25 protein-coding genes are annotated in these 18773 nt (G+C 34.6%); 22 read left to right on the top strand and 3 right to left on the bottom strand.

Features of this window, described 5'->3' with window-relative positions; genetic code table 11:
• Positions 1 to 26 precede the first annotated feature (26 nt).
• Both PHI38_RS05055 and PHI38_RS05050 read right to left on the bottom strand, forming a co-directional pair.
• The gene (locus PHI38_RS05055) at positions 27 to 1511 is read right to left on the bottom strand and encodes a SulP family inorganic anion transporter (RefSeq protein WP_299853501.1); all 1485 of its coding nucleotides are present in this window, start codon (positions 1509 to 1511) and stop codon (positions 27 to 29) included.
• The gene (locus PHI38_RS05050) at positions 1511 to 1864 is read right to left on the bottom strand and encodes a cupin domain-containing protein (protein WP_299853499.1); all 354 of its coding nucleotides are present in this window, start codon (positions 1862 to 1864) and stop codon (positions 1511 to 1513) included. The genes PHI38_RS05055 and PHI38_RS05050 overlap by 1 nt, the downstream gene beginning before the upstream one ends.
• Positions 1865 to 1923: 59 nt before the next feature.
• Between PHI38_RS05050 and cysK the strand changes: the two genes are divergently transcribed.
• Genes cysK through PHI38_RS05035 form a run of 3 tightly spaced genes read left to right on the top strand, consistent with a single transcriptional unit; the run spans position 1924 to position 3891 of the window.
• Entirely contained in the window at positions 1924 to 2847 is a 924-nt protein-coding gene (gene cysK / locus PHI38_RS05045) for a cysteine synthase A (protein WP_299853497.1), read from the top strand.
• Entirely contained in the window at positions 2840 to 3439 is a 600-nt protein-coding gene (locus PHI38_RS05040) for an aminotransferase class IV family protein (protein WP_299853495.1), read from the top strand. The genes cysK and PHI38_RS05040 overlap by 8 nt, the downstream gene beginning before the upstream one ends.
• Entirely contained in the window at positions 3433 to 3891 is a 459-nt protein-coding gene (locus PHI38_RS05035; RefSeq protein ID WP_299853493.1) for a hypothetical protein, read from the top strand. The genes PHI38_RS05040 and PHI38_RS05035 overlap by 7 nt, the downstream gene beginning before the upstream one ends.
• 3 nt (positions 3892 to 3894) lie before the next feature.
• On the opposite strand, the gene PHI38_RS05030 is transcribed toward PHI38_RS05035, so the two are convergent.
• Positions 3895 to 4797 (bottom strand): LysR family transcriptional regulator, encoded by a 903-nt coding sequence (locus tag PHI38_RS05030; protein ID WP_299853492.1) that lies wholly within the window; start codon positions 4795 to 4797, stop codon positions 3895 to 3897.
• Between the two features lie 127 nt (positions 4798 to 4924).
• Between PHI38_RS05030 and PHI38_RS05025 the strand changes: the two genes are divergently transcribed.
• From PHI38_RS05025 to rplS, 19 genes are all read left to right on the top strand, one after another.
• The gene (locus tag PHI38_RS05025; RefSeq protein WP_299853490.1) at positions 4925 to 6973 is read left to right on the top strand and encodes an ATP-dependent helicase; all 2049 of its coding nucleotides are present in this window, start codon (positions 4925 to 4927) and stop codon (positions 6971 to 6973) included.
• Positions 6970 to 7791: a tRNA pseudouridine(55) synthase TruB gene (truB, locus tag PHI38_RS05020; RefSeq protein ID WP_299853488.1), complete on the top strand. Its 822-nt coding sequence runs from the start codon at positions 6970 to 6972 to the stop codon at positions 7789 to 7791. Before PHI38_RS05025 ends, truB begins: the two co-directional genes overlap by 4 nt.
• On the top strand, positions 7785 to 8015 hold the full coding sequence (gene csrA / locus PHI38_RS05015) for a carbon storage regulator CsrA (protein WP_299853486.1): 231 nt from the start codon (positions 7785 to 7787) through the stop codon (positions 8013 to 8015). The genes truB and csrA overlap by 7 nt, the downstream gene beginning before the upstream one ends.
• A gap of 11 nt (positions 8016 to 8026) precedes the next feature.
• Entirely contained in the window at positions 8027 to 8821 is a 795-nt protein-coding gene (locus PHI38_RS05010) for a 4-(cytidine 5'-diphospho)-2-C-methyl-D-erythritol kinase (protein ID WP_299853483.1), read from the top strand.
• Positions 8821 to 9273: an SsrA-binding protein SmpB gene (gene smpB / locus PHI38_RS05005; protein ID WP_299853481.1), complete on the top strand. Its 453-nt coding sequence runs from the start codon at positions 8821 to 8823 to the stop codon at positions 9271 to 9273. The genes PHI38_RS05010 and smpB overlap by 1 nt, the downstream gene beginning before the upstream one ends.
• Positions 9273 to 10130: a M23 family metallopeptidase gene (locus PHI38_RS05000; protein WP_299853479.1), complete on the top strand. Its 858-nt coding sequence runs from the start codon at positions 9273 to 9275 to the stop codon at positions 10128 to 10130. The genes smpB and PHI38_RS05000 overlap by 1 nt, the downstream gene beginning before the upstream one ends.
• Before the next feature lie 11 nt (positions 10131 to 10141).
• Positions 10142 to 10723 (top strand): tetratricopeptide repeat protein, encoded by a 582-nt coding sequence (locus PHI38_RS04995; RefSeq protein ID WP_299853477.1) that lies wholly within the window; start codon positions 10142 to 10144, stop codon positions 10721 to 10723.
• Complete coding sequence (locus PHI38_RS04990) at positions 10720 to 11442, top strand: Nif3-like dinuclear metal center hexameric protein (protein ID WP_299853475.1); 723 nt, start codon at positions 10720 to 10722, stop codon at positions 11440 to 11442. The genes PHI38_RS04995 and PHI38_RS04990 overlap by 4 nt, the downstream gene beginning before the upstream one ends.
• 36 nt (positions 11443 to 11478) lie before the next feature.
• On the top strand, positions 11479 to 12192 hold the full coding sequence (locus PHI38_RS04985; RefSeq protein WP_299853473.1) for a C4-type zinc ribbon domain-containing protein: 714 nt from the start codon (positions 11479 to 11481) through the stop codon (positions 12190 to 12192).
• A 3-nt stretch (positions 12193 to 12195) separates the two neighbouring features.
• On the top strand, positions 12196 to 13362 hold the full coding sequence (gene waaA, locus PHI38_RS04980; protein WP_299853471.1) for a lipid IV(A) 3-deoxy-D-manno-octulosonic acid transferase: 1167 nt from the start codon (positions 12196 to 12198) through the stop codon (positions 13360 to 13362).
• Between the two features lie 10 nt (positions 13363 to 13372).
• Positions 13373 to 14107 (top strand): RNA pseudouridine synthase, encoded by a 735-nt coding sequence (locus PHI38_RS04975; RefSeq protein WP_299853469.1) that lies wholly within the window; start codon positions 13373 to 13375, stop codon positions 14105 to 14107.
• Positions 14100 to 14357 (top strand): GIY-YIG nuclease family protein, encoded by a 258-nt coding sequence (locus tag PHI38_RS04970; protein ID WP_299853467.1) that lies wholly within the window; start codon positions 14100 to 14102, stop codon positions 14355 to 14357. Before PHI38_RS04975 ends, PHI38_RS04970 begins: the two co-directional genes overlap by 8 nt.
• A complete protein-coding gene (locus PHI38_RS04965) occupies positions 14357 to 14812 on the top strand; it encodes a YaiI/YqxD family protein (RefSeq protein WP_299853464.1) in 456 nt (151 codons plus the stop codon). Before PHI38_RS04970 ends, PHI38_RS04965 begins: the two co-directional genes overlap by 1 nt.
• Before the next feature lie 80 nt (positions 14813 to 14892).
• Entirely contained in the window at positions 14893 to 16239 is a 1347-nt protein-coding gene (gene ffh / locus PHI38_RS04960) for a signal recognition particle protein (protein WP_299853462.1), read from the top strand.
• A 118-nt stretch (positions 16240 to 16357) separates the two neighbouring features.
• Positions 16358 to 16588 (top strand): 30S ribosomal protein S16, encoded by a 231-nt coding sequence (rpsP, locus tag PHI38_RS04955; RefSeq protein ID WP_294932290.1) that lies wholly within the window; start codon positions 16358 to 16360, stop codon positions 16586 to 16588.
• A 2-nt stretch (positions 16589 to 16590) separates the two neighbouring features.
• Positions 16591 to 16830 (top strand): KH domain-containing protein, encoded by a 240-nt coding sequence (locus PHI38_RS04950; protein ID WP_299853460.1) that lies wholly within the window; start codon positions 16591 to 16593, stop codon positions 16828 to 16830.
• Complete coding sequence (rimM, locus tag PHI38_RS04945) at positions 16811 to 17350, top strand: ribosome maturation factor RimM (RefSeq protein ID WP_299853458.1); 540 nt, start codon at positions 16811 to 16813, stop codon at positions 17348 to 17350. The genes PHI38_RS04950 and rimM overlap by 20 nt, the downstream gene beginning before the upstream one ends.
• The gene (gene trmD, locus PHI38_RS04940; protein ID WP_299853456.1) at positions 17350 to 18054 is read left to right on the top strand and encodes a tRNA (guanosine(37)-N1)-methyltransferase TrmD; all 705 of its coding nucleotides are present in this window, start codon (positions 17350 to 17352) and stop codon (positions 18052 to 18054) included. The genes rimM and trmD overlap by 1 nt, the downstream gene beginning before the upstream one ends.
• Complete coding sequence (gene rplS / locus PHI38_RS04935) at positions 18044 to 18403, top strand: 50S ribosomal protein L19 (protein WP_299853454.1); 360 nt, start codon at positions 18044 to 18046, stop codon at positions 18401 to 18403. Before trmD ends, rplS begins: the two co-directional genes overlap by 11 nt.
• Positions 18404 to 18773: the final 370 nt, after the last annotated feature.

Genomic DNA, 18773 nt, shown 5'->3' with positions numbered 1-18773 from the left:
TTCAAATCTCCCCGGTCGCACCATTTTTAATGCCCTCCCATAACCTTTTCTATCTCTTGCGGATTATCATGAATAGCAAATCTATCAATGATAGTAGCACTTGCTTCGCTTTGTCCTACTACTTTAACGTTTGCTCCCTCTTTTCTAAACTTTATAACAGATTTATCAAGCGCATGAACAGCAGATGTATCCCAAAAATGTGCTCTTCTTAAGTCAATTATGACGTTACTTATATTCTCTTTAAAATCAAAAAAGTCTACAAATCGATTGGCACTGTTGAAAAATACCTGACCGACTATTTTATATGTTTTAGTATCTTCATCTTGAGATGTTTCGCAGTACATGAAGTGGCTGATTTTGTTTGCAAAAAATAGAGATGCTAACAAAACTCCAGTTAAAACACCCAGAGCTAAGTTGTGAGTTCCAACGGTCACTCCAACGGTTGAGAGCATAACTATATTTGTAGATAAAGGCAAAGTTTTAAGTCTTCTGAATGAACCCCAATCAAATGTTGAGATAGAGACCATTATCATAACTGCAACAAGTGCTGCCATAGGGATAAGTTTTAGGATATCGCTTAGAAAAACCACTAAGATAAGCAAGAACAATCCAGCTACAAAGGTTGATAATCTTTTACGTCCTCCTGTGCTTATGTTTATGACAGATTGCCCAATCATTGCACATCCTGCCATTCCGCCGATACAGCCACTCGCTATATTTGCGATTCCTTGACCTCTAGCCTCAGCTCTCTTATCGCTTTTTGTATCAGTCAAATCATCAATGATAGTTGCCGTCATGAGTGACTCAAGAAGTCCAACGATGCTTAGAGCAAAAGCATAAGGTGCGATGATTTTAAGTGTCTCAAATGTTAAAGGCACATCAGGCCATAAAAAGATAGGAAGAGTATCTGGAAGCTCTCCCATATCGCCAACTGTTCTTACATCAATGCCAGCAAAAACTACAAAAATCGTTAAAACAACGATAGTAACTAAAGGAGAAGGTAAAAGTTTTCCTACTTTAGGAATATAAGGAAATAGGTATATGATGCCAAGTCCAACGGCGGTGAGTGCATATACATGCCAAGTTACATTTGTAAGCTCAGGGAGTTGAGCCATAAAGATAAGAATAGCTAATGCATTTACAAATCCCACAACAACGGCTCTAGCTACAAAACTCATCAGCTTTGCAACACCAAGATAGGCAAGGATTATCTGAAACAGACCAGTGAGAATCGTTGCAGCTAAAAGATACTCAAGACCATGCTCTTTTACTAAAGTAACCATAACTAGAGCCATAGCCCCAGTTGCGGCACTTATCATTCCAGTTCTTCCACCAACAAACGAGATAACAACAGCAATACAAAAGGATGCGTAAAGCCCTACTTTTGGATCAACTCCTGCGATAATAGAAAATGCAATAGCTTCAGGGACAAGCGCAAGGGCAACAACCAAGCCAGATAAAATATCTGCTCTTACATTTCCTAGCCATTCCTCTTTTTTAAAAAAGTACACTATTTAAGAGTGATAGTATCTTGTGCTTTTGGCACTAAACACAAAAAGCTGTAAGCTTCATCACCTATCGTTTTATAGCTATGTGAAACGCCTGCTGGGATAAGTAAAATATCTCCAGCCTTTGCTTCTATATGCTTATCTCCTAGTTGAACACTAGCGCGACCACAGAGAACATACTGCTCATGCTCAATAGTGTTTGTGTGAAGTGGCATAAATCCGCCTGCTTCAATGATGAAGTTACGCATTGCAAAATTTGGCGACTCATCAGGAGATAAAAGCATCTTCATAGAGACACCTTTTCCTGTGCTTTGAGGCATAGCCTCGATAGAATTAATCTCTTTATGTAGGTACATAAAACCACCTTCTTATAATTTTTTTGGTAGCATATCATAAAAGTGTTTGGAGACTATTTATGAAGATTGCAAAAAATATAACAGAACTTATAGGGAACACTCCACTAGTAAGACTAAACAAAGCTTCTAAGATATGTGGCGCAAATATAATAGCAAAGTGCGAATTTATGAATCCGACAAGTTCTGTAAAAGATAGAATCGGCTTTAATATGATAAGAAGAGCCATGGAAGATGGAACTATTAAAGAAGACACAACTATTATAGAGCCAACAAGTGGAAACACTGGTATAGCCTTAGCTTCAATTTGTGCTGCGCTTGATTTAAAGTTAATACTAACTATGCCAGACTCTATGAGTATAGAGCGAAGAAAACTCCTAAAAGCTTTTGGTGCAGAACTAGTATTAACCTCAGGTGCGCTTGGGATGAACGGTGCAATTGCTAAAGCTGAAGAGCTATCTTGCGTGATACCAAACTCTATAGTTTTACAACAGTTCAAAAATATGGCAAATCCAGAGATACATATGTTAACAACAGCCAAGGAAATACTGTGTGATACAGATAAAAATGTTGATGCCTTTATAGCAGCAGTAGGTACAGGTGGTACACTCAGTGGAGTGGCAAAGGTGTTAAAAGAGCAGATACCTCATATCTCTGTTTTTGCTGTTGAGCCAGATAAATCTGCTGTTTTATCTGGCGAGAAGGCAGGGCCTCATGCTATTCAGGGGATCGGGGCTGGATTTATTCCAGATACACTTGATGTAACTGTTTATGATGAAGTTATCAAAGTTAGCAATAAAGATGCAATCAAGACGGCAAAAATGCTTGCAAGAGATGAGGGGCTACTTGTTGGCATATCAGCAGGGGCAAATGTGTATGCAACTATGCAAATCGCTTCAAGAGAAGAGTTTAGAGGTAAAACACTTGTAACTATTCTTTGTGATACTGGAGAGCGGTATTTGAGTACAGAACTCTTTGATGAGTAAAACCTTCTTTGAGACTATCAAAGCATTTAATGGTGAGATTTTCCATCTCTCTTTTCATCAAGAGAGATACGAGAGTGTATTAAAGCATTTTGGTATAAAAGAGATACAAAACTTATCACTATATTTAAACCCTCCAAAAAATGGACTATATCGTTGTCGCCTAACTTATGATTTATCTAAAAATCCTCATAAGATAGAGGTAACGTATCATGAATATAAAAAGAGAGAGATAAACTCACTCAAACTTGTATATGATGATGAGATAACATATGATTTGAAATCGACTCAAAGAGAGAGACTAGACGCTCTATATGACTTAAGAGAGAGCTGTGATGATGTTCTAATTGTTAAAAACTCTCTTATAACAGATACTACAATAGCAAACATTGCCTTTTATAATTCAAAAAAGTGGCTTACCCCAGCTTTACCACTTCTTAAAGGTACAACTAGAGAGAGATTGCTTAGAGAAAATAAAATATATGAAGCTAATATACATGTAGAGGATTTAAAAAGTTTTTCGCATGTAGCACTTATGAACGCTATGATAGATTTTGATATAATTACAAAAAGCAATGAGGAGTTTTTTTGCTAGATAATATAATAGAAGATAGAAACTTCGCCGCTTTAATGCAAACAAGCATTGAAAATTTAATAATTTATCTTTTTGAAAAAGATGAGCATTTTGGAGTTCTTTGTAAAATAGAAAATATTACATTTGAACCAGCCCTTCCAAAAGAGATAGCTTCAGAGTTTAGAGCAATGACACTCTTTTTCTTAGCTGGTTATACGTTTGACACGGCAAATATAGTAGGCGATAATTTAGTTTTTGAAGCAGGATTTGGATCTGATAATTTTGGAAGTATAGTAACCGTTCCTCTTAATGCTATTGTTCAGATTATTGTGGATGAGACACCTCTTCTTATAAACTTATCAAATTATAAAAAAGAGGTAAGTAAAGTTAAGGTGCCAGAAGATGGAGGGGTAGAGAGTTCAATGGCTTCTTTTTTATCAAACCCTGAAAACTCTAAATTTTTAAAAAAATAGAGTTTAAACTTTATTTAGAGAAAGAAGATAGTTTACAACATTATCAACAAAAGCGTCATGTTTTCTATCTTTTAAATAAGCAATATAGAAGTGTCTCTCTAGTTTATAATTCTTTAGTCTTGCATCAAAGAGTTTACCCTCAGCTATCTCAGCAGCGATAACATGTTTTGACATAACAGATACAACTGGTCTCTCAGCGCGAGGATCAGCATGAAGTATTGACTCTTTAATAGCAGTTGGACTTCCTAAGATACCAAGTACATGAAAGTTGTTACACTGAACACCCATCTCATCAAATGCTTCACTAGTAAGTCTACGTGTGTGTGAGTGTTCATCTCTACATATCCAATCAAATCCAAGTAAATCCTCAGCAGTTAAATGCTTCTTTAGAGGCTGATTTGAAAATACAACTAGCTCATCTAAAACCCACTCTCTATAAACTATTCCATCTCTAAAAACAGGAGACTCAATGAGTGCTACATCTATCTTTTTATCTTCAAGTTGGTCAATTATTTCGCTTGAGAGTCCTACATTCATATAAACATTGTTATTTATTCTGTTTTTTATTTCACTTAGATAGTTTGGAAGGATATAGTTTCCGATTGCATTTGAAGAGCCCATAACAAAAGTAAAATCTTTGTTTATTATTTTTAAGATCTCTTTTTCACTGCCGGCTATCGCTTTTTCAAGTCTTGTTGCAATTCTAAAAAGTTCTTCACCCTCTTTAGTTAGCAAAATACCATTCTTTTTTCTATCTACTATTTTTGTATCAAGGTAATCTTCTATGAATTTTATTTGCTGAGTTACAGCGGGTTGAGAGATACCTAATTTCGCTGATGCTTTAGAGAAACTCTTCTCTTTTATCACCATTAAGAAGGTTTGTAACTTGGCAAAATCTTTTAACATAATAATTCCTATAAGGTTAGATAATAAGTGAAAGTATAACCCAAAATTATAATTAAAGCAATAGTTTCGTAATACTTTATCTCTTTTTGGCTATAATAAATTAAATCAATAAGAGTAGTGGTGTGGCATGGAAAAAATATTTGAAAAACTAAATAGTTCGCAAGCTGATGCTGTTAAACAGACAGATGGTCCTGTGCTGATTTTAGCAGGAGCAGGCAGCGGAAAAACCACTACTATTGTATCCCGTCTTGCTTATCTCGTTGAGGGACTTGGCATACCAGCTTCAAGTACGCTAACACTTACATTTACAAACAAAGCAGCAAAAGAGATGCGTGAACGTGCTTCAAACATGATGAGCAACCTTGCTTATCCTCCACTTTTATGTACATTTCATAAGTTTGGATTACTTTTTTTAAAGTTTAATATTCATCTTTTAAATAGACAAAATAATTTTGTAGTAATAGATAGTGATGATAAAAAACGTATTATAAAAAAGATAAATAGTGAACTTGCTACTCCACTAATTGCTAGTGAGATATCAAGATATAAAAACTCTCTTCTTACTCCAGATGATGCTTATAAGCAGGCAGAATTTTTTAATTATCAACAAATTGCAAAGATTTATGAAGAGTACGAGAACTATCTTTTGGAGAATAATTTAGTTGATTTTGATGATTTGATTGCCTTAACATTTAAGCTTTTAGATGAAAACCCAGAACTGGCACGTGCCACTTCACAAAAGTATCAATATATCATGGTAGATGAGTATCAAGATACAAATGAACTTCAGTTAAAACTTCTGCAAAAACTATGCTCTACTCACAATAACATCTGCGTGGTCGGTGATGATGATCAGAGTATTTATGGATGGCGTGGGGCGCATATTAGAAATATCATGGAGTTTGATCAGGATTTCAAAGGTACATCTGTTTTTAAACTTGAAGAGAATTACCGCTCAAAAGAACCAATACTAAAAGTTGCAAATGCTCTAATTGAGCATAACCGCTCACGTTTGGGCAAAAAACTTATTCCTACTCGTGGTGGTGGTGAAGATATTACAGTTTTAAACTCTAGAGATGAGAGTGAAGAGGCTAGAAAGATAGCTTCAAAAGTTACTAAGCTCTTAGATTCTGGAGTGAAGGCTGAGGACATAGCAGTTTTATATCGTGTAAACGTTCTAAGTAGATCTATTGAAGATGGATTAAACCGTGCAGGTATTGCATATAAACTAGTTGGTGGTCTTAGGTTTTATGATAGAGCAGAGATAAAAGATCTCATAAGTTATCTTCGCGTTATCACAAACTTTCATGATGACTTCTCATTTAAACGTATAGTAAATAAGCCAAAAAGAGGTATGGGTAAAGCTAGTGTAGACAAGATAGAGTTAGCCGCACATGCAAACGATACATCAATATTTGAGTATATCAAAAAAACTTCATTGGCTGATTTGGAAGCACTTGTTAAGAGTAAAAACGCAAAGACATTAAAGAAATTTATAAAAGACATACAAAGCGTTGCAAAATCCTCAACTGAGAGTACATATAATTTTATAGATATTTTAGAAGATACTTTTCATCTCAAAGATATTTACAAAGGTATGCCAGATGAGGTTGAGAGAGTTTTAAATATGGATGAGTTTTATGGACTCTTTAGAGATTTTGTAAAAAACTCTCCAGCATCATCTATAGATGAGTTTTTAAATGAGCTTACACTTCAAAGTGAACAAGATCAAGTTGAAGGTGAGAGTATCTATATGATGAGTATCCACGCTTCCAAAGGTTTGGAGTTTGACCATATATTTATCATTGGACTTGAAGAGGGCTTTTTACCTCTTGTTGGCGATGGAAGTGACCTTGAAGAAGAGAGACGTTTAGGATATGTCTCTTTTACAAGAGCAAAAGACACGCTTACACTCTCACATGTAGATAGTAGATTTTATAAAGGTAGAAGAAGCGATTTACAAAAGAGTAGATTTTTTAATGAAGCTGGACTTTGCGAGGGCTCTTTAATAGTAGAGAAAAACACATCTTTTAAAAAAGGTGATTTAGTTCGTCATAAAGTGTTTGGCACTGGGCGAGTAAATGGCGTTAGTAAGTCTGGACGAGAGTTTAAGCTAAATATCAATTTTGCAGGTACGAAAAGGGATATTTTAGCTTCATTTGTTGAGAGACTATGAATAGACTCTTTGTCGCATACAAACCAGAGGGCATTGGCTCAAACCTTTTTCTCTCCCGCATAAAACGAGAGTATAAAACTAAAAAAGCTGGATTTTCTGGAACACTTGACCCTTTTGCTAAGGGAGTTCTTATTATCGGTATGGGAAGCTATACAAAGCTCTTTAGATTTCTTGCCAAAACGCCAAAAGTTTATCGTGCGACACTTTGGCTAGGTGCTAAAAGTGATAGTTTGGATACAGAGATGATAGAAGAGGTTGAGATAGTAGATGAGCTTGATGAGGTAGAGGTTTTAAAAGTTATAAAATCACTAGAAGGCTCACTAGAGTATGAACCACCAATCTTTAGCGCAAAGCAGATAAATGGACAAAGAGCCTATGACTTGGCCCGCGCTGGAGTAGAATTTACGTTAAATAAGATAAACTCAACTATATATGAAACTAAGCTAGTGAGCTACTGTCATCCATTTATAACTTTTGAAGCAACCGTTTCAGAGGGGACATATATTCGCTCGCTGGGGCTTATAATTGCAAATAGGCTCGGTGTTGAGAGTGGAAGCTTGAGTGCGCTAGAGAGGCTTAGCGAGGGGCGATTTAAGTATAATAATCAAAAGCCTCTGAACATTAAAAAGTCGCTAAATATGATGCAAAACTTCTATCATGGAGATAGTGATAATCTAAAATATGGAAGAGTTCTTGCTTTAAATGATTTAGAAATTAAAGAGAGTGGACTCTACTGGCTTGATAGTGGCAGTTTTATATCTATCATAAATGTAAAAGATGCAGAAGTAAATTATGAATTAGGCAGGATTGAATGTTAGTATTATCAAGAAAAGTAGATGAAGCGATTGTAATAGGGGATAATATCACTATAAAAGTTATATCCATTGACAAGGGAGTGGTAAAACTTGGAATAGATGCGCCAAAAAATCTCTCTATAGTAAGAAATGAACTCTTAACAGATGTAAAAGATTCAAATATAGCAGCTTCTAAAGGAATAAACATCTCTAGTATAAATTCTCTTAGCGCTATCATAAAAAAATAAAAGAGTTAAAGATGAAGCTTTATAGAGCTTATGCAAAAGTAAATATTTTTTTAAAAATACAAGGGATTAGGGGCAACTATCACGAGATAATATCAAGATTTATGAGAGTCTCATCTCTTTACGATGAGCTCTCATTTGTTGCAAAACAAAGCGATGAAGAGTTTGAAATCATCGGTTCATTCTCTTGTAAAACAGAGCAAAATACAATTTATAAAGCCTATGAGGCACTTTTAGAGTTTTTAGATGAGACTAAAGCAAATACACTAAAAAATTTAATGCAAAAGTATGCAGTTGAGGTAAATAAAAATATCCCTTCCTTCGCTGGTCTTGGCGGTGGAAGTAGTGACGCTGCTACATTTTTAAAAATGTGTAATGAAGTTTTGCATTTAGGTCTTAGTCAAAATGAGTTAGCACTTATTGGGCTACGCGTTGGTGCGGATGTTCCATTTTTCATTTATGGGTATGATAGCGCAAATGTTAGTGGTATTGGAGAGGTTGTTGAAGAGTTTAAAGAAGAACTTTTAGACATTGTGGTTTTTACTCCACAGCTTGAGATAAGTACACCAAAAGTTTATGGGGTATATAGAGAGAGTTTTTATAACCCAATAGATGGATTTGAAGTCGAGAGACTTAAAAAGATATCATCAAAAGATGCCCTAAACTCAATGAGTGCCAGTGAGGCAAATGACCTCTTTACCCCAGCATTAGAGCTATATAAAGAGTTAAAAAACCACTATAAGCATGGAGAGTATTTTAGCGGAAGTGGAAGTAGTTTTTTTAGAGTAAGAGAGAAGGAAAAAATATAATGGGCGAGAACATAGCAAAAAACAAAAAAGCCTATTTTGACTATTTTTTAGAAGAGAAGTTTGAAGCTGGTTTAGTTTTATTGGGAAGTGAAATAAAAGCCATAAGAGCTGGGCGAGTAAACTTAAAAGATAGTTTTATCCGTTTTGTTCAAGGTGAGGCGTTTTTATTTAACGCTCACATTGGAAGACTAGAGACTACACATCATTTTTATTCACACGAAGAGCGTAGAAGTAGAAAGCTTCTTTTACATAAAAAACAGATAGCAAAAATGATAAAAGCGGTTGATAGAGATGGCTATACGGTTGTTCCTCTTCAACTCTATTTTAATGATAGAAACATCGTAAAAATTCAAATTGCTATAGCAAAAGGTAAACAGTTGCATGATAAGAGAAATGATCTCAAAGAAAAAGATATGAAACGCGATGTAGAACGCTCAATGAAGGACCTTTGATGCGATTTATTTTACCTTTACTCTTTTTTGTTTTGTCTACTTTTGGATTTGAAGTTGAGATAGCTAACAGTGTTATACAAAACGGAAAGGTTGCCCTTTTAGAGCTAACAAAAGAGAAAAATATAAGCTATGAAGAGGCACTCTTTAATGGAAAAAAATACAAAGTTTTAGCTCATCCTAAAAATAATGAAAAGTTTTATCTCTTAATCCCAATAGATTATGAAGAGAAGATAGCTAAAAAAAACATAGAGATATTTTATAAAGAAAACAATAAACAAAAGAGCAAAATAGTTGCACTAGATATAAAAGATGCAAAGTATGAAAAAGAGACGCTTCAAGTCGATGGCTCAAAAGTAACGCTAAGTGAAAAGGACAAAGCTAGAAGCTCAAAAGAGTACGCAGAAGCGATGAAAATATATAACACTTCAACACCAAAAAGCCTTATCTCATCAAAGTTTATTGTTCCACTTGATAGTAAAATAACTAGTGATTTTGGGCGTGCTAGAGTTTATAATAACGCACTTAAAGGTTATCATGGTGGGACTGATTTTAGAGCAGTTATTGGTACACCAATAGTTGCTGCAAATGATGGAGTAGTTGTTTTGGCTAAAGATAGGTTTTACTCTGGAATGTCTGTTTTGATAGACCATGGACATGGAATCTACTCGTGCTATTTTCACATGAGTAAGTTTGATGTAAATGAGGGTGAAAAAGTGAAAAAAGGCGATGTTTTAGGGCTCTCAGGCAATAGCGGAAGAGTAAGTGGGCCTCATCTTCACTTTGGTATAAGAGTTGGCTCAAAACAGGTTGATCCTCTACATTTTATAGCGCTTATAAATAAAAATCTACTATTATAAAGGAATTAAAAATGACACTATTTCAACTACTTATGTTAGGAGCTTCTGCTTTTTTTGCATTTAAAGTTTATCAACATATTCAAGGCTTAACAGATTTACAGCCACAAAGCGATGAGCCTCGCTCCCCATCCTCTTTTGATCCTGAGTATTTGGTTGAAAAAGCAGACGAGGAGTTTGATGCTGGAAATTTAGAACAAGCTTACAAACTTTTCAATGAAGCAAACTCAAAAGTTGCGCAGGGAAGTGAAGTTCTTTTTAAAATGGGTTATATTTTGCAACAACTAAAAAGGGATGAAGAAGCACTTGAGTACTATAAAGAGGCTCTTGAGGGCGATAAAGAAAATGAGTTTATTCATAACTCTCTTGCGAGTATTTATAGAACAAAAGGTGAATTTGCCTCAGCTAAGATGCATCTAAGCGCATCTTTGGCGATAGATGATAAAAACCCTATAACGTACTACAACTATGGAAACCTATTAGTGGATATGAAACATATAGATGAAGCAAAAGAGATGTATAAAAGTGCTATTGAGATAAAAGCAGATTTTGTAGAAGCTAAAGACGAGTTGGAAAAACTAGAGCAAACAACATGAAAATATCGCAAATATACGCTTTTTTGGATAATCTCTCACCTTTTGAGCTTCAAGAAAAGTGGGATAACTCAGGCCTATTAGTTGGAGATTTTAATAAAGAGGTAGATAAAATTGTTCTAAGCATAGATGTGGATGAAGTACTTATTGACTCTATTGAAGAAGGAACTCTTCTTATAACTCATCATCCAATTATTTTTGGTGGCTTAAAACAACTCGAATTTAGTAAATACCCAGCAAATCTACTGCAGAAAATGATACAAAAAAATATTTCAAATATATCAATGCATACAAATTTTGATCAGACACACTTAAATGAATATGTAGCTTCTGAGATATTGGGTTATGAAATTAAACAAAAAGATGGCTTTGTAGCTTATTTAGACATAGATGAAGATTTTGATGTTTTTGCATCCAAAGTAGCCTCTGCTTTCTCACTTCCACATGCAAGGTGCGTAAAGAGCTCACAAAGAGTAAAAAGAGTAGCACTTACAACTGGCTCAGGATGTTCTTTGATAAAGTCAATCAAAGCTGACTGCTTTTTAACAGGTGACATAAAATATCATGACGCGATGGAAGCAAAGAGTATAAATTTGTCCATGATTGACATAGGACATTTTGAGAGTGAGAGGTTTTTTGCAGATATTTTATTTAAACATTTGAAAAATTTAGGTTTAGAAGCTATAATTTCATCATCAAAAAACCCTTTTACTTATATTTAAGAAAATCGGCACAACTATTTAATCCAAAGGAGATTAATGAACTTACATCTTAGACAGCTAATTGACCTATCACATGTAGATAAAGCTATTGATGCTTTTGAACCACAAATTGAGGAAGCTAACTATAAATTTGAGGCTGCATTAGCAAAAAAACAGAGCATAGACTCTGATATAGAGAGCTTGAGCAATGAGATTAAAGACGAAGAGATAAAAAAGAAAAAGAATGAAATTCATCTAGCAGAACTTTCTCAAAAACTAGTAGATAACTCTAAAAAAAGCAATGAAGTAAAGACTGAACGTGAGATGAAATCTCTTCAACTCGAAGAAGAGATAGCAAAAGAGCAGGTAACTTTTGCAAATGAAGAGATTGAGAGATTAGAGAGAATTGTTGCGCTTAAATCTGATCAAATTAAATCAGCAAAAAAAGTTTTAGAAGAGTTAGATGCAAATCTAGCAACAATAAAAGCTGAAGTAGATGAAAAATTAGAATTAATCAATAAATCTCGTCAAGAAGTTTTTGTAAAAAAAGAGAAGTTGATCTCAGAGATGAATCAAAAAGGACTTGCTTTTTATCAAAAAATCCGTAGATGGGCTAAAAATTCAACTGTAGTTCCAGTAGAAGATCAAGCTTGTATGGGTTGTCATATGCATATAAGTGATAAAGTTTATGCAGATGTTATAAAAGCTGAAGAGATTATAACATGCCCACATTGTGGACGTATTCTCTATGTGGAAACTGACAAAGAATAAGGCTTGGCGCCATTTACACTCCTTTATTTTATCTTAAGCGTAGTGCTCTATGTTGTAGCACTTCCGCTTTTGGCATACTTCTCTTTTAAACAAAAATATAAAGAGTCAATTCCTGCTCGTTTTTTTCTTTTTAAAAACCCAAAATTTAAAAATAGTGATGGTGTATGGTTTCATGTATGCTCTCTTGGAGAAGCAAGAGCTCTAAAGCCTGTTTTAGACCTCTTAAGTGGCTGTGATATAAAAATAACAACCGTTACGCAAACAGGTCAGAGTGAAGCAAAAAAATATGATGCAGATGTTAGGTATCTTCCATATGAGATGCTTTTGCCATTTTGGATTAAAAAACAAGCTTTTTTGATTGTACTAGAAGCTGAGTTTTGGTTTTTGCTCTTTAGTGTTGCAAGAGCAAAAGGTGCAAGAGTTATACTCTTAAATGCTCGAATATCTCAAAAGAGTGCAAAGAAGTATCTCCAATTTGCATGGTTTTATAAAAAACTACTCTCACATGTAGAGATAATTTATGCGCAGAGCGAAGCGGATAAAAACCGTTTTTTGGCACTTGGTGCTAAGAATATAGAGGTTATTGGAAACATAAAGTTAGCTGCTAAGATCTTAAAAACAAAAGAGTATAAAAAACCTCAAGGTGAGTCTATAGTTGCAGGAAGTACTCATGAGGGCGAAGAAGAGAGTGTCTTAAAATCATTTGTAGAGTATAAAAAACAAAGTAACGCAAAGCTCTTTATAGTTCCAAGACATCCTGAGAGATTTGAAGCTGTTTTTGAGCTTATGAGAAGATATGCGGATAAAAATTCTCTTACTCTTAGTAGATTCTCACACGACAAAGAGTTTGACACTGACATGGTCCTTGTTGATGTTATGGGAGAGTTAAACAATATATACGCCATAAGTGACATCGCGATTTTAGGCGGTGCTTTTAGAGATGATGTAGGTGGACACAATCCATTAGAACCTGCTTTTTTTGGGTGTAAAATAATAACTGGTAAACACTTTTTTCATCAAAAAGAGCTCTTTAAGTATGTGCATCATGTTCAGTATGTTGAGCCATCCGAGATTCACAAAGCACTTATGGCTTCAAGAGAACTGCCACCAAGTATGGTTGAAGAAAAAATTAACTTACAACCTGTAATAAATAGAATATTAAAAAAATAAGGAGTCGAAAATGGCTACAGAAAAAGCGTATAAACTTTTAGCAGCGCAAGAGGGGATCTCAAACTCAGAAGCAAAATCTATGATAGATCGTGGATTAGTCTATGCTGCAAATAAAAAAGTAATGATAGCACGCGGTGATATCGATGCAAAAACTCACTTTAAAGTTGAAAAAGTTGAGAAAATAAGACCAATTTTTGAAAATGATGATTTAGTTGTAGTTGATAAACCAGCACACGTAAATTCAGATGAGATAGAGAGACAGTTTAAACCAGCAGTTCTTTTACATAGACTTGACAAAGAAACAAGCGGAGTTTTAATGCTTGTTAAAAATGAAGAGTTTAGAGAAAAAGCGATACAAGAGTTTAAAAAAGATAGAGTTTATAAAGAGTATATTGCATGGATAGAGGGGATACTTAGTGAGCCTGTAGATATTGATAGACCAATTCTTACAACTAAGAAAAATAATCGTGCAACTTCAAACGTTTCATCAAAAGGAAAACCAGCAAGAACAGAGGTTTTTCCTGATTTGGTTAGTGCAAACAAGACTAAAGTAAAATGTATTATTCATAATGGAAGAACACACCAGATAAGAGTACATCTTAGATATATAGAGCATCCGATAGTTGGTGATGAGCAGTATGGTGGCAGACGCGCAAAAAGAGTAATGCTTCATGCACATAAAGTAAGACTTCTTGGAATGGAGTTTACTGCACCTGAACCAAAGACATTTATAAGCTTTGAATAATACAAAAACTTTTTGGTTTGTTTACATCTTAAAGTGCAGTGATGACACTCTTTATACTGGAATTACTATAGATTTAAACAGACGCCTTGATGAGCATAATAACTCGCCAAAAGGTGCAAAATATACACGCATTCGAAGACCTCTTGAGTTACTCTATTTTGAAGAGTATCAAGATAAGAGTAGTGCTTCTAAACGAGAACTTGAGATAAAAAAACTCTCAAGAGGTAAAAAATTGGAGTTAATAAAATAGTGAGGCTCTTTATTGATGGTGATGCTTTTCCAAACTTACTTAAACCAATCATTTTTCGCTCAATTGAGAGACTAAGCTTAGAGACTTTTGTTATATCAAACAAGACCATAACTATCGGTAAATTTAAATCAATTACATACATTATTGTTGAGCAAGGCGCAGACGAGGCAGATCATCATATAGTTGAGCTTGTAAGAGAGGGCGATTTAGTCATAACTGCCGATATCCCGCTTGCAGATAGAGTTATATCAAAAAACGCTCATGCTATTGATCATAGAGGTGAGCTTTATAGCGTGGATAATATAAAACAGTATCTAGCAATGAGAAACCTGATGGAAAAAATTCGCGAAAGTGGAGAGATGACACGAGGTCCAAAGCCTTTTAATCAAAAAGATGCTCATCAGTTTGCAAATCAGCTCAATAAATTCTTAGCAAAAAATATAATAAGCTTATAATAAAAGCAAACTTAAAGTAACTTTCAGGTACAATTCGCAACTTTTTACATCCATAAATAACTAGAGAAGGAGAGGGCAAAATGTTTGATACATTAACAGATTCGTTTACAAATGCTATTAAAAAAATTCGTTTTAATGATGATGACAAAGCCTTAACTAAGGCTCTTGATGAGCTCAAAAAATCTCTTTTAAAAGCGGATGTAAACCATAAAGTTGTAAAAGATTTAATATCTAAAGTTCAAATAGAGACTAAAAAAAATGGTATTGGAAAAGATCAATTTTTAGATGCACTGCGAAATGCTCTTTATGAACTATTGGAGATTGGTGGAAATAGAGGCTTTGTTTTTGCTTCAAAACCTCCAACCGTTATTTTAATGACAGGACTTCAAGGTTCTGGAAAAACTACAACAACAGCAAAACTAGCTAACTACTTAAAAAACAAACAAAAAAAAGTAATGGTTGTAGCAGCCGACTTGCAACGTTTAGCAGCGGTAGAGCAACTTCGTCAACTTTCAGAGCAAGTTGGAGTTGAACTTTATGAAGATGAAAGTATTAAAAATCCAGTAGAAGTCGTGGTTGCTGCACTAAAGAAGGCTAATGATGGCATATATGATGTAGTTTTGATAGACACAGCTGGCCGTTTAGCAATAGATGATGAGCTTATGAGTGAGTTAGAAGCCGTTAAAAAAGCTGCAAATCCAAGCGAAATTTTTTATGTCGCAGACTCTATGACTGGTCAAGATGCGATAAAGACAGCAACTACTTTTAAAGAAAAAATAGGGATTGATGGCGTAATCCTTAGTAAATATGATGGTGATTCAAAAGGTGGTGTAGCACTTGGACTCTCATCTCAAGTTCAAGTTCCACTGCGTTTTATTGGTAACGGTGAGAAAATACAAGATTTAGAAGTATTTTTACCAGATCGCGTTGTAAACCGCTTAATGGGCTTTGGTGATATAGAAGGATTAGCTGAGAAGACTGCATCTGCGATTGATGAAAAACAGGCTAAAAAACTTACTTCAAAGATTAAAAAAGGCGAATTTAACTTCAATGACTTTTTAGAGCAGATGGAGAGCATGAAGAAAATGGGAAGTATGAAGTCTTTAATGGGTATGATTCCAGGTATGGGAAATATGTCTAAAGCTCTTAAAGATTTTGATCTTGAAAACTCTGGTGAGTTAAAAAACATAAAAGCTATGGTCTCTTCTATGACAATGAAAGAGAGAGAAAACCCAGATTTATTAAATAACTCAAGAAAAACTAGAATTGCAAAAGGTTGCGGGCTAGATATTGTTGAGATAAATCGCATGATAAAACAGTTTAAAAATGCTGGAAAAATGGCAAAGAGATTCTCTGGTAAAAACGGTATGAAAGATCTTCAAGCGATGATGGGTCAAATGGGTGGAGCTGGAGCATTTAGAAAATAAGTACTACTTTTATGAATACAAATTTATAGATTTTTAGAAATTTATAGATTTGCATTCAAATGCAAAATTTAACATATACAGTAAGTTGAAATATGACTTACGCAGAGAAGGACAAAACATGGCAACAGTAATTCGCCTAACAAGAATGGGAAGAAAAAAACAACCTTTTTATCGTATTGCGGTAACAGACTCACGTAAACGTAGAGATGGTGGTTGGATTGAGTTAATTGGACATTACAATCCAATGGTAGCAGAAAAAACAACAGTTGTTGATAATGAGAGATTAGATTACTGGTTAAGCGTTGGCGCTAAAATGAGTGATCGTGTTAAAAAGATAACAGGTCGTTAATTATGATAGCTGATTTTGTCGCGCAGTTTGCAAAACTTATAGCATCTTATCCAGATGATGTAAGAGTTGAAGTAAAAGATGGCGATGAAACTGCAGAGATTCTTCTCTATGCTAATCAAGCTGACATTGGTAAGCTGATTGGTAAAGAGGGCAAGATGATTGGCGCAATCAAGACTGTTATCTCTGGCTGTAAAGCTAAAGATGGTATGAGCTATCGTATAAATGTCGAAGCAATCAAATAAACTACTTCATATCGCAACAATCGGCAAAACTGTCGGTTTAGGTGGCGATATGAAACTTCATATAAAAAGTGACTTTCCAGAACAATTTAAAAAGGGAGCTTCTTTTTTTATCAATGAAAATGAGACTCTTACTATTAGTGATATAAATCATGAACGCTCTCTTATTAAATTTGTCGGATATCGCTCTCCAGAAGATGCAAAAAAACTTACAAACAAAAACCTATACACAACCATAGAGAGAACAAGAAAAGAGTGTCACCTAGAAAAAGGTGAGCATTTCTGGTTTGATATTGAGGGTTGTAGTGTGGTTGAAGATGGTAAAGTTTTAGGAGTGGTTGATGAGGTTGATAGAATGGGTATCACCAATTATCTTTTTGTTATAACAGATGAAGCTCTTGTAAAGAGTGGTTTTGCAAAAAGTTTTTTGATTCCATATAGAGAGCCTTTTGCACTAAACACAGATATAAAAGAGAAGGTCATAACCGTCAACGGTGCTATGGACATACTAGAAGCTTCATAATGAAATTTACGTTTGTAACGCTTTTTCAAAATATTATCGAGGGCTATTTTAGCGACTCCATTTTAAATAAAGCAATTCAAAAACAGATTTTGGAAGTAGAGTATCTAAATCCTAGAGATTTTAGCAGCTCAAAACATAATAAAGTAGATGATAGTGCAGTCGGCGGTGGCGCTGGAATGGTTATGAATCCACAACCACTTTTTGATGCACTAGATGAGTTAAGAAATGTGAACAGTAATGTTCATATAATATTTTTAACTCCGGTTGCAAAACCTTTTAAACAAAATGATGCCAAAAGACTCTCTAAAAAATCCCATATAGCTTTTGTGAGTGGAAGATATGAAGGAATCGATGAGAGAGTTATTGAGAAATATGCTGATGAACTCTTTAGCATAGGTGATTATATTTTAACAGGCGGAGAACTCCCTTCTTTAGTTATCTGTGATGCTGTCTCAAGAAACATAGAGGGAGTTCTTGGAAACAGTGACTCTTTAGCTATAGAGAGTTTCGAGACAAGTCTTTTAGAAGCACCATCTTTCTCCAAGCCAGAAAATTATGAAAATATAAGTGTTCCATCAGAATACTTAAAGGGAAATCATAGTAATATTCGCTCACTAAAATTAGCTCTGTCTATATGCAAGACCAAATTCTTCAGGCCAGAGCAGCTTTTAAAGCATAGAACAAGGAAATCTTATGAGAAATAAGTACATAGAAAACTTTGAAAAAGCACAAGTAGCTGAGAAAAATATTCCAGACTTTCGTGCTGGTGATACTGTACGTTTAGCAGTAACTATTAAAGAAGGTGACAAAACTCGTATACAAAATTATGAGGGTGTTTGTATTGCAAAAAGAGGTCAAGGTACTGGACAAACTATTACAGTTCGTAAAATCGGTGCTAATAGCATAGGTATTGAGAGAATATTCCCATTATACAGCGACTCTACAAGTGAAATTACAGTTATTCGTCGTGGTCGTGTTCGTCGCGCGAAACTATTTTATCTTCGCGATCTTGCTGGTAAAGCGGCGCGTATTAAAGAACTTAGAAGAAAATAATCTTCTAAGTTTTAACCTTTTCTTTAAAATAAAACCCCTTCTTAAAACTTCAATAAATAACTAACACAGAATCATTTCAGATATTTTATCAATTAAAATAAACCTAAAAACAATACAAATTAACTCAATATAAATTTCTTCCCAATTATCCTACAATATTAAGCCCCTTCTAAGCAACCCTTCTCTATAATTCCCATCCACAAACACAGAGACCTAAAGTTTAGGTATCTAAGCTTCGAGAGAGGGCTTATAAGTGTAGTTTGAGATCATTGAAAACTAAGCAAGTAAATAGACTTTAATAACTAGAAAAAGTTATTATTAAAGTCGAGTAAGTTTACTTATAAAAACTAAATAACAACAACCGTCTATT

It is taken from the genome of Sulfurimonas sp. (genome assembly GCF_028694895.1).
In the GTDB taxonomy this organism is placed as follows: Bacteria; Campylobacterota; Campylobacteria; order Campylobacterales; family Sulfurimonadaceae; genus Sulfurimonas.
Note: the sequence above shows the minus strand (reverse complement) of the source record. Positions and strands in the feature narration are given on the sequence as shown.

Coding starts and splice junctions, on each gene's coding strand:
- PHI38_RS05050 (WP_299853499.1), bottom strand. CDS start 1,864: ATGTACCTACATAAAGAGATTAATTCTATCGAGGCTATGCCTCAAAGC.
- cysK (WP_299853497.1), top strand. CDS start 1,924: ATGAAGATTGCAAAAAATATAACAGAACTTATAGGGAACACTCCACTA.
- PHI38_RS05040 (WP_299853495.1), top strand. CDS start 2,840: ATGAGTAAAACCTTCTTTGAGACTATCAAAGCATTTAATGGTGAGATT.
- PHI38_RS05030 (WP_299853492.1), bottom strand. CDS start 4,797: ATGTTAAAAGATTTTGCCAAGTTACAAACCTTCTTAATGGTGATAAAA.
- PHI38_RS05025 (WP_299853490.1), top strand. CDS start 4,925: ATGGAAAAAATATTTGAAAAACTAAATAGTTCGCAAGCTGATGCTGTT.
- truB (WP_299853488.1), top strand. CDS start 6,970: ATGAATAGACTCTTTGTCGCATACAAACCAGAGGGCATTGGCTCAAAC.
- csrA (WP_299853486.1), top strand. CDS start 7,785: ATGTTAGTATTATCAAGAAAAGTAGATGAAGCGATTGTAATAGGGGAT.
- PHI38_RS05010 (WP_299853483.1), top strand. CDS start 8,027: ATGAAGCTTTATAGAGCTTATGCAAAAGTAAATATTTTTTTAAAAATA.
- smpB (WP_299853481.1), top strand. CDS start 8,821: ATGGGCGAGAACATAGCAAAAAACAAAAAAGCCTATTTTGACTATTTT.
- PHI38_RS05000 (WP_299853479.1), top strand. CDS start 9,273: ATGCGATTTATTTTACCTTTACTCTTTTTTGTTTTGTCTACTTTTGGA.
- PHI38_RS04995 (WP_299853477.1), top strand. CDS start 10,142: ATGACACTATTTCAACTACTTATGTTAGGAGCTTCTGCTTTTTTTGCA.
- PHI38_RS04990 (WP_299853475.1), top strand. CDS start 10,720: ATGAAAATATCGCAAATATACGCTTTTTTGGATAATCTCTCACCTTTT.
- PHI38_RS04985 (WP_299853473.1), top strand. CDS start 11,479: ATGAACTTACATCTTAGACAGCTAATTGACCTATCACATGTAGATAAA.
- PHI38_RS04975 (WP_299853469.1), top strand. CDS start 13,373: ATGGCTACAGAAAAAGCGTATAAACTTTTAGCAGCGCAAGAGGGGATC.
- ffh (WP_299853462.1), top strand. CDS start 14,893: ATGTTTGATACATTAACAGATTCGTTTACAAATGCTATTAAAAAAATT.
- rpsP (WP_294932290.1), top strand. CDS start 16,358: ATGGCAACAGTAATTCGCCTAACAAGAATGGGAAGAAAAAAACAACCT.
- PHI38_RS04950 (WP_299853460.1), top strand. CDS start 16,591: ATGATAGCTGATTTTGTCGCGCAGTTTGCAAAACTTATAGCATCTTAT.
- rimM (WP_299853458.1), top strand. CDS start 16,811: ATGTCGAAGCAATCAAATAAACTACTTCATATCGCAACAATCGGCAAA.
- trmD (WP_299853456.1), top strand. CDS start 17,350: ATGAAATTTACGTTTGTAACGCTTTTTCAAAATATTATCGAGGGCTAT.
- rplS (WP_299853454.1), top strand. CDS start 18,044: ATGAGAAATAAGTACATAGAAAACTTTGAAAAAGCACAAGTAGCTGAG.